Below are 13974 nucleotides of genomic sequence, written 5' to 3'. Positions count from 1 at the left end.
ATTGGCCGATACGATTCGCCCACCTCAGTTGATTGACTATGGGAGGCAAAGCGGTGGCCACGGGGAAGGACCGGCAGAAGCAGCTGGCACGTGAGCACTACGAGCGGCAGATGCAGCGCCGTGTCGAGCGCGAGCAGAAGGCCAAGCGCACGGCGATCATCGGCTCCACTGTGGGCGTGGTGATCGTGGTCGGCGGCATCGTGGCGGCGGTCGCCCTGCTGGGCGGCGGTGATCAAACCACGGAAGCGGCCGCCACGCCCTCGGCGTCGGCCGCCGACACCGCCACGGCGGCGCCGAGCGCGAGCACGGGGCCGAAGCCGTACGACGCGGCGACCGGCACCTGCGACTACGTCAAGGACACCGCCGGCGGGCAGGTCAAGGACGTCGGCATGCCGCCGAAGAGCGTCAAGACCACGCCCGCCGCGAAGACGATGACGTTCAAGACCAACCAGGGCGACATCGTGGTCGAGCTCAACAACGCCAAGGCGCCCTGCACGACCAACTCGCTGGAATTCCTGGCGAAGAAGAAGTACTACGACGGCAGCAAGTGCCACCGGCTCGGCAGCGACAAGTTCCCGATGCTGCAGTGCGGCGACCCGACCGCCAAGGCCGACGGCAAGAGCCAGGACGGCTCGGGCGGCCCCGGCTACGTCTTGGCCGAGGAGAACCTGCAGGGTGCCCAGTACAAGCGCGGTGTGATGGCGATGGCCAAAACGCAGGCGCCGGGCAGCACGGGAAGCCAGTTCTTCCTCGTTTTCGGAGACATCCAACTCGACCCGCTTTACACGCCGGTGGGTACGATCACCAAGGGGCTCGACATCCTGGACAAGGTAAGCAAAGCAGGCGTCATCGCCGACATGGGGGACGGGACGGGAGCACCGAAGCAATCCGTCGAAATCAAAGACGTGACAATCGCCGGCAAGAGCTGACGTAATACAAACTAGGGACGAAGTAGTCCCGAAGGGTCTGATGGATAGTGCGGGAGGACACGGTGAGCACCGACCCGTGGGGCCGGGTAGACGACGACGGCACCGTCTACGTGCGTACGGCTGAGGGAGAGCGGGCCGTCGGCTCCTGGCAGGCCGGTGAACCCGAAGAGGCACTGGCCTACTTCCATCGCAAGTACGACGAGCTGGCGGGCCAGGTTCAGCTGCTCGAGCAGCGGGTGCGGGGCACGGATCTGGCACCGGCGCAGGCCGAGGCCAGCATCGCCAAGCTGCGCGAGGCCGTCGCGGACGCCCACGCCATCGGCGACCTGGCCGCGCTGACCACCCGCCTGGACGGCCTGACGGAGCTGGTCGCCCAGCGCCGCGAGGAGGTCAAGGCGGCCCGTGAGCACGCGCGCGCCGAGGCCAGGGCGGTCAAGGAGCGCATCGTCGGCGAGGCCGAGCGGATCGCCGACGAGACCACCCACTGGAAGTCGGGCGGCGAGCGGCTGCGCCAGCTGGTCGAGGAGTGGAAGGCCGCCGACCGCATCGACAGGGTCACCGAGGCGGCGCTGTGGAAGCGGCTGTCGGCCGCCCGCACGGCGTTCGCCAAGCGGCGCAAGCAATACTTCGCGGGGCTGGACGAGCAGCGCGAGGGCATCCGCGCGGCCAAGGAGCGCATCGTCGCCGAGGCCGAGGCGCTCGCGGACTCCACCGACTGGGGCCAGACCGCGGCCGTCTACCGCGAGCTGATGCAGCAGTGGAAGAGCGCAGGGCGGGCCTCGAGGGAGGCCGAGGACGAGCTGTGGGCCCGCTTCAAAGCCGCGCAGGACCAGTTCTTCCAGGCCCGGTCGGCGGTCTTCGCCGAGCGGGACGCCTCGCTGGCGGCCAACGCGCAGGTCAAGGAGGAGCTCCTGGCCGAGGCGGAGAAGATCCTTCCGGTCACCGACGTACGTACGGCCCGGGGCGCGCTACGGCATATCCTGGAGCGATGGGAGGCCGCGGGCCCGGTGCCGCGCGAGCAGCGCGACCGGCTCGAGGGCGGGCTGCGCAAGGTCGACGAGGCCGTGCGCAAGGCCGAGGACGCCGAGTGGAAGCGTTCCAACCCTGAGGCCAGGGCCCGCGCGCAGAGCACGGTCGACCAGCTGCGCACCTCGATCGAGCAGCTGGAGAAGCGGCTGGCCAAGGCGCAGGCGGCCGGGCGCGCCAAGGACGTCAAGGAGGCCGAGGAAGCCCTGGTGGCCCGCCGCTCCTGGCTCGAGGAGGCCGAGCGGACGCTGGCCGAGTTCAGCTGACGTCGCCTTCCCGCCCGATCGTGGGGAATCGGGCGGCACGCGGAGCGGCCTGCGATCTAGGCTTGCGCCATGGATCCCGTCAGCGTCGCTCGCGCTCTCGTCGAGGAGATGTTCCCGGGGGCCCTGTACGCCTTCGTCGGCGGCAGCGTGCTCACCGAGCAGCGCACCAGCACCTCGGACCTGGACGTCGTCGTGGTGCTCGACGGCCTGCCCGTCCCCTATCGCGAGTCGCTGCGCTGGCGCGGGTGGCCGGTCGAGCTGTTCGTGCACAGCGAGACCAGCCTGCACGCCTACCTCGACAAGGACTTCGACCGGCGCCAGCCGACCCTGGCGCGCATGTGCGCCGAGGGCGCGGTGCTGACCGACCGGACCAGCGGCCGGGCCAGCGACCTCCAGACGGCCCTGAGCGAGCGCCTGGCGGCCGGTCCTGGCGGGTTGACGGACACAGAGGCCGAGCGGGCCAGATACGCGCTCTCCGACCTTCTGGACGACCTGTCGGGGGCGATCGATCCGGGCGAGCAGACGTTCATCCGGTGGCAGGTGGTGCAGGAGACGGCCAGGATGGCGCTGGGGTTCGGGCGCAGGTGGCAGGGCAGCGGCAAGTGGCTGCTGCGCGAGCTGCGCGCGCACGACCCGGACCTGGCCGCCGAGCTACTCGCCGCGCACGACGACCCGGCACGGCTGGCCGCCGTGGCCTCAGACGTGCTTGAGGGGGCGGGAGGGCGGCTCTGGGAGGGCTATCGGGCCGAGGGGGACCCGTTTCACCGGCCGCTACGTCACGTGCCCGCAGAAGGGCTCTCGGGCGACACGGCGCAGAGCTCGGGCATGCGGCGGCTGGCGGCCATCAGCGGGGCCACCGCCGGGTCGGCGCGGTTGTGGATGGGGCAGACGCACGTCGCGCCCGCCACCCGGTCCTCCGATCACCACCATGGGGCGTCGGAGACGGCGATCTACGTGGTCAGCGGCACGCCGTCGTTCGTGTTCCTGGAGGGGGCGCGGGAGGTGCGGCTGGAGACCAAGCCCGGCGACTACGTCTTCGTCCCGCCGTACGTGCCTCATCGCGAGGAGAACCCGGACCCGGCTCAGGAGGCGGTCGTCGTGATCGCCCGCAGCACCCAGGAGGCCATCGTCGTCAACCTCCCCGACCTCCGCCCCCGCTGACCCGCGGGCACGGCCCGGTCCGGCGGCTCGGCGGCCGGCGCCCCGGATGGACGTCCAGCCCCCGAATGCCCTGATCGGCAGCACGGTGATCCGGTGGCAGCATCGGCCGGCACCACGCAGCAGCGCCCACGGCGCCCTGCCAACGCAGCGGTCCAGAGTGGGCCCACCCGCGCCCGCCGAGGCCGCGAGGGGCACCCGAGGGCCGTCGGTCAGCTGCCGGCCCCGCTGACCCGGTAGACGTCGAAGACCCCCTGGATGCTGCGCACGGCCTTCAGGACGTGCCCCAGGTGCTTCGGGTCCCCCATCTCGAACGTGAACTTGCTGATCGCCACCCGGTCCCGCGACGTCGTCACCGAAGCGCTCAGGATGTTGACGTGCTGGTCCGACAGCGTCCGGGTGACGTCGGACAGCAGGCGCGGCCGATCCAGCGCCTCCACCTGGATGGCCACCAGGAAGACGCTGTCGTCGCTCGGCGACCAGCTGACCTCCACCAGCCGGTCCGGCTGCGACTTGAGCTGCTGCACGTTGGTGCAGTCGCCCCGGTGCACGGACACGCCGTGCCCGCGGGTGACGAATCCGACGATCTCGTCACCGGGCACCGGGGTGCAGCACTTCGACAGACGCACCCACACGTCGGCGTCCCCCGCCACCACGACGCCCGCGCCGCCGCCCCGGGGGCGGCCGCGCAGCCGGGTCGGCAGGGCGGTCTCGGCGATGTCCTCCTCGGCGCTGTCGACGCCGCCGATCGAGGCCACGAGCTTCTGCACGACGGCCTGCGCCGCGATGTGCCCCTCCCCCACGGCCGCGTACAGCGCCGACACGTCGGGGTAGCGCAGGTCGCGGGCCAGGGCCAGCAGCGCCTCGCCGGACATCAGCCGCTGCAGCGGCAGTCCCTGCTTGCGCATGGCGCGGCCGATGGCCTCCTTGCCCGCCTCGATCGCGGTCTCGCGGCGCTCCTTGGAGAACCACTGCCGGATCTTGTTGCGGGCCCGGCCCGACTTGACGAACTTCAGCCAGTCGCGCGACGGCCCGGCGTCCGGCGACTTGGAGGTGAAGATCTCAACGGTGTCACCGTTGCCCAGCCGCGACTCCAGCGGCACCAGCCGCCCGTTGACGCGGGCCCCGATGCAGCGGTGGCCCACCTCGGTGTGCACGGCGTAGGCGAAGTCGACGGGAGTGGCCCCCTCGGGCAGCGCGATGACCTGCCCCTTCGGGGTGAACACGTAGACCTCGGAGACCGACAGGTCGAAGCGCAGCGAATCCAGGAACTCGCCCGGGTCGGAGGTCTCCTTCTGCCAGTCGAGGAGCTGGCGCAGCCAGGCCATGTCGCTGCCCGGCTTGACCTTGCCGGGAGGGCCCGAGCCGCCGACCTCCTCCTTGTACTTCCAGTGCGCGGCCACGCCGTACTCGGCCCTGTGGTGCATCGCGTGGGTGCGGATCTGCAGCTCCACCGGCTTGCCCTCGGGACCGATCACCGTCGTGTGCAGCGACTGGTACATGTTGAACTTGGGCATCGCGATGTAGTCCTTGAACCGCCCGGGCACCGGGTTCCACCGGGCGTGGATGGTCCCGAGCGCCGCGTAGCAGTCGCGCACGGTGTCGACCAGGACGCGGATGCCCACCAGGTCGTAGATGTCGTCGAACGCCACGTCACGCGCGATCATCTTCTGGTAGACCGAGTAGTAGTGCTTCGGCCGGCCCTTGACCACCGCGCGGATCTTCGCCTCGCGCAGGTCGCCGGAGACCTTCTCGATGACCTCCTGCAGGAACAGGTCCCTGCGCGGCGCCCGCTCCGACACCATGCGCGCGATCTCGTCGTAGCGCTTGGGGTAGAGCATGGCGAAGGCGAGGTCCTCGAGCTCCCACTTGATCGTATTCATGCCCAGGCGGTGGGCCAGCGGCGCGAAGATCTCCAGGGTCTCGCGGGACTTCTGGTGCCGTTTGTGCTCGGGCAGGTAGCGCATGGTGCGCATGTTGTGCAGCCGGTCGGCCAACTTGATGATCAGCACGCGGATGTCGCGCGCCATCGCGACCACCATCTTGCGTACGGTCTCGGCCTGCGCGGCGTCGCCGAACTTCACCTTGTCCAGCTTGGTGACGCCGTCGACCAGGGACGCGATCGTCTCACCGAAGTCGCCGCGCAGCTCGTCGAGGCTGTAGGCGGTGTCCTCGACGGTGTCGTGCAGCAGCGCCGCGCACAACGTCTCGTCGTCGGTGCCGAGCTCGGCGAGGATGGTGGCCACGGCGAGCGGATGCGTGATGTACGGGTCGCCGGACTTCCGCTTCTGGTCGCGGTGGTGGTAGGCGGCGACGTCGTAGGCACGCTCGATCACGCGCAGGTCGGCCTTGGGGTGGGTGGCGCGGACCGTGCGGAACAGCGGCTCCAGCACCGGGTTCATGGCCCCACCCCCAAACCGCCGCCGGCGCGTTGCCGGCACGCCGCTCGGCTCGGCACTGCCGGAGTCGGTTACGTCGGGCACGACCGCGTCACGGGGCACACAGACTCCTCCCGCAATGACTCCTCACGCGATTTGGCTCCTCACGTTCGAGTCCAGATCCCCCAGTGTATCCAGGTGGCAAAGCCCGGCTGTCGCCGGCCGGGCTCAGACGATCACCAGGGAATGCAACTCCACTCCCGGCAAACGCTCCCGGCCCTTGAGAAATGCCAGCTCCATCAGCACCGCGATGCCCACGACCTCGGCGCCGGCCCTCTCCACCAACTCCACGGCCGCCTTCGCCGTGCCGCCCGTGGCGAGCACGTCGTCGACGATGAGAACCCGGTCACCGGGCGCGAAAGCGTCACGGTGCACCTCGATGGTCGCGGAGCCGTATTCCAGATCGTAGGACTCTTCGAGGGTCGCGGCGGGCAGTTTCCCTTTCTTGCGCACCGGCACGAACCCGGCCCCCGCCCGGTACGCCACCGGCGCGGCCAGGATGAACCCGCGGGCCTCGATCCCCACGATCTTGTCCACCTGGTGCAGCCCGGCCAGCTCCTCCACCACGGCGGCCATCGCCACAGGGTCCGCCAGAAGCGGGGTGATGTCCTTGAACATGACTCCCGGCTTCGGGTAATCCGGGATGTCCCGGATCCGATCCAAGATCATCGTGCTCAGCTCGCTCATGGCTTCCTCGCCTCTCTCCACCGGCTGTGTGCCGGGCTCCATGATGATGCATTCCGGCACCCAAGCGGACCGGTCCCGCCCCGTTCCCGGTCGGCGCCCAGCCTCCTGGGCCGGTCACAACGCGACGCCCCCGCCCGGTCACGGGCGGGGGCGTCGGCTACGCGGTGCGGGCTACCCCTTGGCTACCGCGGCGCTTTTGGAACCCTTCTTGCCACCACCCGTGGAGGCGAGCCTCCTGGCGATGGCCTGGTACTTCGGCTCGCGCTCCTTCAGCGTCACCAGCAGCGGCGTGGCCACGCAGAGCGAGGAGTACGTACCGACGATCATGCCGACGAACAGGGCCAGCGACAGGTCCTTCAGCGTGCCCGCGCCGAGCAGCGTGGTGCCGATGAACAGGATCGCCGCCACCGGCAGGATCGCGACCAGCGAGGTGTTGAGCGACCGGATCAGCGTGTGGTTGAGCGCGTTGTTGGCCGCCATCGAGTACGTCATCTTCGACGTGTGCCCCAGCTTGGCCGTGACCTCCTTGATCATGTCGAACACCACGACCGCGTCGTAGAGCGAGTAACCGAGGATGGTCAGGAAGCCGAGCAGCGTCGCCGGCGTGACCTCGAACCCCGACCAGGCGTAGATGCCGGCCGTGATGACGAGGTCGTGGATGAGCGCGACGATGGCGGCAAGCGCCATCTTCGGCTCGAACGCCATCGACAGATACAGGATGATCGCCACCATGAACACGCCCAGGCCGATCCAGGCCTGCTGGGAGACCTCACCGCCCCAGGACGGACCGATGGCCTGGATGCTGACCTCGCCGGCCGGCGTGTTGAAGTCCTTGGCGATCTCGGACTGCACCTGTGCCCGGGTGTCCTCCGACAGGCTCTCGGTGGTCACCCGCCAGCCGTCGCCGGCCGACTGGACGATCACCTGGTGCACGCCCTCCTCGCGGATGGACTCGCGGATGGTCTCGACGGTGGCCGTCGGGGCCTCGAACGAGTAGACCGTGCCGCCCTTGAACTCCACGCCCAGGTTGAGGCCGTTGATCAGCAGACCGGCCAGCGACACGAGCAGCAGGAAGCCGGACAGGCTGTACCACAGCCTCCATTTGCCGACGAAGTCGACGTCGATCTCGCCGCGATAGAGGCGACGCGCGAGTCCCATCTCAGGCCTCCTGCGGAGTGGTCGTGCGGCCGGTCGTGCTGCTGACTTCGCTCATGCGCTCGGCGTCGAGACCGGACAGCGGGTGCCCCTTGGCGAAGAACTTCACCTTCGCCAGCATGGCGATGAACGGCTTCGTGAACAGGAACACCACCACGACGTCGATCAGCGTGGTCAGGCCCATCGCGAACGCGAACCCGGCCACACCGCCCACCGCCAGGAAGTAGAGCACGATCGCGGCGATGAACATGACGGCGTCGGCGATCAGGATCGTGCGCCGGGCACGGACCCAGGCCACCTCGACGGCCGCCCGGAGCGTGCGCCGCCCTTCCTTCATTTCGTCACGTATGCGTTCGAAGTAGACGATGAAGGAGTCGGCGGTGATGCCGATCGAGACCACCAAGCCGATGATGTGCGGGAGCGACAGCCGGAAGTTGGCGTTGTGGCCGAGCACGACCACCGACGTGTACGTGATGACCGTGGCCACCACGAGGCTCAGCACCGCCACGATGCCCAGGCCGCGGTAGTAGAGCAGGCAGTAGAGCACCACGAGCGCAAGCCCGATGACGCCCGCGATCAGGCCGCCCCGCAGCTGGTCCTGGCCCAGGGTCGAGGAGACCGTGTCGACGGAGCTGCGGTTGAACTTCAGCGGCAGCGCGCCGTACTTCAGCTGGTCGGCCAGCGTGGTGGCGCTGGCCTGGGTGAAGCCGCCGGTGATCTCGGCCCGGCCGCCGGGGATCGGGCTGATGATGTTGGGCGCGGTGATGACGACGCCGTCGAGGACGACCGCGACCTGGTTACGCGGCGCCTGCGAGTTGTAGGCCTCCGTGGTGAGCTTGCCCCACTCGCCCGCGCCCTTGCTCTTGAAGTCGAGCTGGACGATCCACTCGGTGGTGCCCTGGCGGATGCCCGCGGAGGCGGTGTCGATGTCGGTGCCGACGACCCTGGCGACGTCGAGGACGTATTTGGCGCTGCCGTCGGCATCGCAGGCGGCGAACTGCTTCTTCGGGTCGTCCTGGACGCCCTGGCCGCGCTTCTTGGGGTCGGCGCAGTCGAGCGCCTGGAACTGCTTGAGCACCGCGGGGTCGATGCCCTCGGTGTTGATCCCGGCGTTGGGGTCCTCAGCGGGCGGCGTGCTGGCCGGGGCGGTCGGGCTCGCCGTCGGCGTGGCCTTGGCGTTCTGGCCCTTCTTGTCCTGCTTCTGGCCGGCTTGCGTGGCCGTCGGCTGCGCGCTCGGGGTCGGCGCGGTCAGCGCCGACGACAGGGCCTTGCCCGTCGGAGAGGCGCTGGGTGCCGGCGAGCCCGCCGACTGGGACGGCTTGGCCGACCCCGTCGCGGAAGCCGAGGGCGAGGCGGCCGGCGTGGGCGCGTTGGTGGTCAGCTCCTGCGGAATCTGCGTGGCCTGCAGGGCGAGCACCTGGCGGAAACGCAGCTCCGCGGTGGTGGCGACCAGCTGGATGGCCTCATTCTGTCCGACGCCCGGGATGGAGATGATGATGTTGTCGCCTGACTTGGCGACCTCCGCATCGGAGATGCCGGTGCCGTTGACCCGGTCGCGGATGATGTTGACCGCGCGGTCCATGATCTCCTCGGGAGGAGAGGCACCGTTCTGCGTCACGGGGGACAGGGTCACCGTCGTGCCGCCGGCGAGGTCGAGTCCCAGCTTGGGCGTATACGCCTTCTGCAAGAACATCGTCCCGCCCAGGGCGAGGATGAGCGCCAGCAGCACGAGGAGCGTTCGCCCCGGTCGGCTGTGGCGGCTGGTCGGTCGGGCCACTGGTCGTCAGTTCTTTCGGATAGAGGTTTGTCGCAGAGCTTAGTCAGGACTGCTTGGTGTTGGTGTCCTGACCGTCGTTGCGATCCGCGCTGGTCTCGGACTCGTTCGTGTCCTCCCCGGACTCGTCCGCGTCCCGCTCCCCTGCCGCCGGAGGCTCTCCGGGGGCGATGACGCGGCCGATCGCGGCCTTCACCCAGCGGGTTTCGATGCCGGGCGAGACCTCGAGGATGACGTCCTCATTGTCCACCGAGACAACGGTCCCGAACAGACCGGTCGTGGTCATGACGCGGGTGCCGGGCGCCAGGGAGTTTTGCATCTTGATCGCCTCTTGCTGGCGCTTGCGCTGGGGGCGGATCAGCAGGAAGTAGAACACCACCACCAGAAGAATCAGCGGCAGGATGCTACCGAGTTGTCCCATGTCCATAAGGGGCGACCTTTCATTGCCGTACAAAAAGTTGACACCGGCCTCGCGCCGGAAATTCCGTGCGTTGCGTCGGGCCGCGCCGCTCAGCCCGTCAGCCTACACAGCCAGCCAAGCCACGGAGTGTAGGCGCTTGTTGCGAAACGCGGCAACGAGGCAGCGTTTCGGCGCGCGGGGAAGTTCCCGATTTGAAACGGTTGCAACCGTTCTGTGATCAGTCGAAAAGTGACGCTCCGAACGCATCCGGTGGTGGTGTCATACCGAGGTGCGCCCACGCGGCCGCGGTCGCCACCCGGCCACGCGGCGTCCTGGCCAGCAGTCCTTGGCGTACGAGGAACGGCTCGGCCACCACCTCGACCGTCTCCGGCTCCTCCCCCACGGCCACGGCGAGCGTGGACAGGCCGACCGGGCCGCCGCCGAATTTCCTCAGCAGCACGCCCAGCACCGCCCGGTCGAGCCGGTCGAGCCCTTCGGCGTCCACCTCGTAGAGGTTGAGCGCCGCGGCGGCGATCTCTCGGTTGATCACGCCGTCGGCACGGACGTCGGCGAAGTCGCGTACGCGTCTCAGCAGGCGGTTGGCGATGCGGGGCGTGCCGCGCGAGCGCCTGGCGATCTCGTGGGCGCCCTCGGCGGGGAGGTCGAGGCGGAGCAGCTTGGCCGAGCGGTAGAGCACCTGCTCCAGCTCGGCCGCCTCGTAGAAGTCCATGTGGGCGGTGAAGCCGAACCTGTCGCGCAGCGGGGCGGGCAGCAGCCCGGCCCGGGTGGTGGCGCCGACCAGGGTGAACGGCGCGATGTCGAGCGGGATGGCGGTGGCGCCCGGGCCCTTGCCGACGATGATGTCGACCCGGAAGTCCTCCATGGCGAGGTAGAGCATCTCCTCGGCGGGCCGGGCCATCCTGTGGATCTCGTCGATGAACAGCACCTCGCCCTCGGCCAGCGTGGACAGGATCGCGGCGAGGTCGCCGGCCCGCTCCAGTGCGGGGCCCGAGGTGATGCGGAGCGGCGCGTTCAGCTCGGCAGCGACGATCATGGCCAGGGTGGTCTTGCCGAGTCCCGGGGACCCGCTCATCAGCACATGGTCGGGCGGCCGCCGCCGGCGCAGGGCGCTCTCGAGCACGAGCGACAGCTGCTCTCTCACCCGGCCCTGGCCGATGAACTCGCCGAGCCGCTTGGGCCGCAGGGCCGCCTCGATCTGCAGCTCGTCGCCCGCGGCATCGGCCGACACGAGCTCACGCTCAAATCCCACGCCCACCACACCCCCTCACCGGATCGCCAACCTCAGGGTCCGAAGTTCTCACCGTACGGCCCTCAGCACTCACCGCGCGGCGACGGGGCGAGGCCTTGCCAACGTGGAAAACAGCGCCACCGGAACAGGACCGGAACGCGATCATCGCACGCTCAGCGATCGGAGCGCCGCCTTTAGCAGAGCGGCGACCTGGGGCTGGCGGCCGGCGGCGAGCTCGGCGTCGGCGTCCGGCTCCACGGCGGCGAGCGCCTCGTCGGCGTCCTTGCTGGAGTAGCCCAGCCCCACCAGCCCCGAGTGGACCTGCTCCCGCCACACCGCCACCCGCCGCTCTCCGTTGAGCGCGGCGTTGACGGCCGCATCGGGCGTCCCGAGCCGGTCCTTGAGCTCCAGCACGATGCGCTGGGCGCCCTTCTGCCCGATGCCCGGCACCTGCGTGAGCGCCTTGAGGTCGGCGCCTGCCACAGCCACCCGCAGCGCGTTGGGCGTGTGCACGGCGAGCATGGCGAGTGCCAGCTTGGGCCCGACTCCGCTGGCAGTCTGCAGCAGCTCGAACACGGCCCGCTCGTCGTCGGTGGCGAAGCCGTAGAGGGTGAGCGACTCCTCGCGCACCACCAGCGACGTCGCCAGCCGGGCCGCCTCGCCGACGCGCAGCGTGGCGAGCGTGCCCGGGGTGCAGTGGACAAGCATGCCGACCCCACCGACTTCGATCACCGCCCCGTCCGGCGCGATCGCCGCCACCCGTCCCGCCACCGACGCGATCACAGCTTGCCCTCCACACCTGTCACGATCGCCACTCGACTCGCCACTCGATCCAGCGGACCGCCCACCGCGCGATCCAGCAGGGGACCCGCCGCACGACCCTGCGGACCACGCACTGCGCGAGCCCACGGACGACCCGCCGCGCGACCCTGCGGACCACGCACTGCGCGAGCCCACGGGCGATTCGCCGCGTGACTCATCGTGGCCGACGCGTTCATCGCCTGACGTCCTTTCGTGTGGCCCGGGCCAGGGCCTCGGCGAGGCGGGACTGGGCGCCGCCGCGCCACACGTGGCAGATGGCCAGCGCGAGCGCGTCGGCGGCGTCGGCGGGCTTGGGCATCTCGGGCAGCCGCAGCAGGCGGGTCACCATGGCGCCGATCTGCTTCTTGTCGGCGGTGCCGCTGCCGGTGATGGCGGCCTTGACCTCGGACGGGGTGTGCAGCGCCACCGGCAGGCCCCGCCTGGCCGCGCACAGCACGGCGATGCCGGCGGCCTGGGCGGTGCCCATGACGGTGCGTACGTTGTGCTGGCTGAAGACCCGCTCGACCGCCACCGCGTCGGGGCGGATGTCGTCGAGCCACTGCTCGATCCCCGCCTCGATGCCGACGAGCCGCGTGCCGAGCTCCTCGTCCGCGCCGGTGCGGACCACTCCGACGCCCACCAGCGTCAATGGCGCGCCCGGACGCCCCTCGACGGCGCCCAGACCGCACCGGGTCAGCCCCGGATCGACGCCCATCACCCGCACCGGCCTGTCCCTCCCGCGCCGCCGAACACCTGTTCGGCACCAGACTCTACCCCGGCCGAGGTGGCCGCGCACCGTGAAACGCCCGGCCGACCGCCTCTGGACCCGAGCCCCACACGGGACAGCCGCCATCGGCACGCCGTCACAGCCACACCCCACACCCGAGACACGCCGTCACAGGCACACCCCACACCCGGGACAGCCTGTCAGAAGTAGTCGAGCATGTACGGCTTGGCGGCGAAGACGGCGTCCAGGGCCTCGTCGTACCGGTCGTCGCCGGACATGAGCCCGGCCAGCCGCAGCGTGCTCGTGGGAACCCCGCAGTACAGAGCGGCCAGGCCGTTCGCGCCGAACACCGCGCCCGGCGCCCCGGCGCCGGACGGCCCCACCGGCGTGGCGGCGCCGGACCCGCCGGCGAACTCCAGCCGCCACGTGCCGCCACCCCGCACGGGGTCCTCCACGGTGACGACGGCCTCGCAGCTCACGGGCAGCGGATATCCCCTGCGCTCGATCGCGGCGGCCACGTCGAGCACCCTGAACATCCAGCGCACCTGCTTGACGTGCTCCTTGCCCCGCTCCCGCAGCAGCCACAGCACCGGGTCGTCGGGCGCCACGGGCGCGAGGACGTGCTGCGCGATCGAGGAGGCGGTGCCGACCAGGGACCACAACGTCCTGGCGGTCTCCGCGGATCCGGCGACGAGGTTGTCGACCTGGATGTCGTCGCCCTTCCACCGGTAGATCAGGAAGCCGTCGTCGGCGAGGTAGAGGAAGTCGTCCTCGTCCTCGAGCCACAGGTTCCAGGTGCGCTCGTCCCAGGAGACCGGACCGCTGGCGCGGGCGGCGGCGTGGACGCGGTGCAGCACGGAGATGACCTCGGCGGCGTCGCCGTCCCCCATCCTGCTCAGCTTGACCTGCCCGGAGGGGCGGATCTGCCGCAGCGCCTCCGCCGGGAGGCGCACGTTGTGCTGCGCCCCGGCGTGCTCGTAGCCGAGGGCCCGGTAGATCGGCGTGGTGGCGGGGTAGAGCACGGAGACCGCGTCGCCGAGCGCCACGGCCCGGTCGATGACGGCCCGCATGATCAGCGTGCCGACGCCGCGCCCGCGATCTTCGGGCGAGACGGTGACCCCCGCGATCCCGGCCATCGGCTGCGGCCTGCCGTGCCACCACTGCGTGAACTGCCGCAGCCGGGCCGCGGCCGTGAGCCTGGAGCCGTCGAAGGCGCCGAGATAGCGGCCCTCGCCGAGCAAGGGGATCGTCGAGCGACGCCAGCGCTCGGCGTCAGCAGCCGAAAGCGGGCCGAACGAGCGCTTCCGGATGTCGAGGACGTCGTCGAGGTCCTCCGGAGTCAGATCGCGAATTTCCACAATGAT

At 70.3% G+C, this 13974-nt stretch carries 12 protein-coding genes; 3 read left to right on the top strand and 9 right to left on the bottom strand.

Features of this window, described 5'->3' with window-relative positions; all coding sequences use genetic code 11:
• Positions 1-53 precede the first annotated feature (53 nt).
• From Q9G87_RS39415 to Q9G87_RS39405, 3 genes are all read left to right on the top strand, one after another.
• Positions 54-929: a peptidylprolyl isomerase gene (locus Q9G87_RS39415; protein WP_371825892.1), complete on the top strand. Its 876-nt coding sequence runs from the start codon at positions 54-56 to the stop codon at positions 927-929.
• Between the two features lie 62 nt (positions 930-991).
• Complete coding sequence (locus Q9G87_RS39410) at positions 992-2221, top strand: DUF349 domain-containing protein (RefSeq protein WP_305921680.1); 1230 nt, start codon at positions 992-994, stop codon at positions 2219-2221.
• Positions 2222-2290: 69 nt separating this feature from the next.
• On the top strand, positions 2291-3382 hold the full coding sequence (locus Q9G87_RS39405) for a cupin domain-containing protein (RefSeq protein WP_305921679.1): 1092 nt from the start codon (positions 2291-2293) through the stop codon (positions 3380-3382).
• A 209-nt stretch (positions 3383-3591) separates the two neighbouring features.
• On the opposite strand, the gene Q9G87_RS39400 is transcribed toward Q9G87_RS39405, so the two are convergent.
• The 9 genes from Q9G87_RS39400 to Q9G87_RS39360 all read right to left on the bottom strand — a co-directional run bounded on the left by Q9G87_RS39400 (position 3592) and on the right by Q9G87_RS39360 (position 13968).
• The gene (locus Q9G87_RS39400; RefSeq protein ID WP_371825891.1) at positions 3592-5880 is read right to left on the bottom strand and encodes a RelA/SpoT family protein; all 2289 of its coding nucleotides are present in this window, start codon (positions 5878-5880) and stop codon (positions 3592-3594) included.
• A gap of 105 nt (positions 5881-5985) precedes the next feature.
• A complete protein-coding gene (locus Q9G87_RS39395) occupies positions 5986-6504 on the bottom strand; it encodes an adenine phosphoribosyltransferase (RefSeq protein WP_305921678.1) in 519 nt (172 codons plus the stop codon).
• Between the two features lie 171 nt (positions 6505-6675).
• A complete protein-coding gene (gene secF, locus Q9G87_RS39390; RefSeq protein WP_305921677.1) occupies positions 6676-7662 on the bottom strand; it encodes a protein translocase subunit SecF in 987 nt (328 codons plus the stop codon).
• A gap of 1 nt (position 7663) precedes the next feature.
• Entirely contained in the window at positions 7664-9436 is a 1773-nt protein-coding gene (gene secD, locus Q9G87_RS39385) for a protein translocase subunit SecD (RefSeq protein WP_371825890.1), read from the bottom strand.
• A gap of 43 nt (positions 9437-9479) precedes the next feature.
• Entirely contained in the window at positions 9480-9854 is a 375-nt protein-coding gene (gene yajC, locus Q9G87_RS39380; protein ID WP_305921676.1) for a preprotein translocase subunit YajC, read from the bottom strand.
• Positions 9855-10071: 217 nt separating this feature from the next.
• Positions 10072-11103: a Holliday junction branch migration DNA helicase RuvB gene (gene ruvB / locus Q9G87_RS39375; protein WP_305921675.1), complete on the bottom strand. Its 1032-nt coding sequence runs from the start codon at positions 11101-11103 to the stop codon at positions 10072-10074.
• A gap of 141 nt (positions 11104-11244) precedes the next feature.
• Positions 11245-11865, bottom strand: a complete 621-nt coding sequence (ruvA, locus tag Q9G87_RS39370; protein ID WP_305921674.1) for a Holliday junction branch migration protein RuvA — start codon at positions 11863-11865, stop codon at positions 11245-11247.
• A 211-nt stretch (positions 11866-12076) separates the two neighbouring features.
• Entirely contained in the window at positions 12077-12607 is a 531-nt protein-coding gene (gene ruvC, locus Q9G87_RS39365) for a crossover junction endodeoxyribonuclease RuvC (RefSeq protein WP_305921673.1), read from the bottom strand.
• A gap of 203 nt (positions 12608-12810) precedes the next feature.
• A complete protein-coding gene (locus tag Q9G87_RS39360; protein ID WP_305921672.1) occupies positions 12811-13968 on the bottom strand; it encodes a GNAT family N-acetyltransferase in 1158 nt (385 codons plus the stop codon).
• Positions 13969-13974 lie beyond the last annotated feature (6 nt).

Source organism: Nonomuraea turcica (assembly GCF_030718205.1).
In the GTDB taxonomy this organism is placed as follows: domain Bacteria; phylum Actinomycetota; class Actinomycetes; order Streptosporangiales; family Streptosporangiaceae; genus Nonomuraea.
Note: the sequence above shows the minus strand (reverse complement) of the source record. Positions and strands in the feature narration are given on the sequence as shown.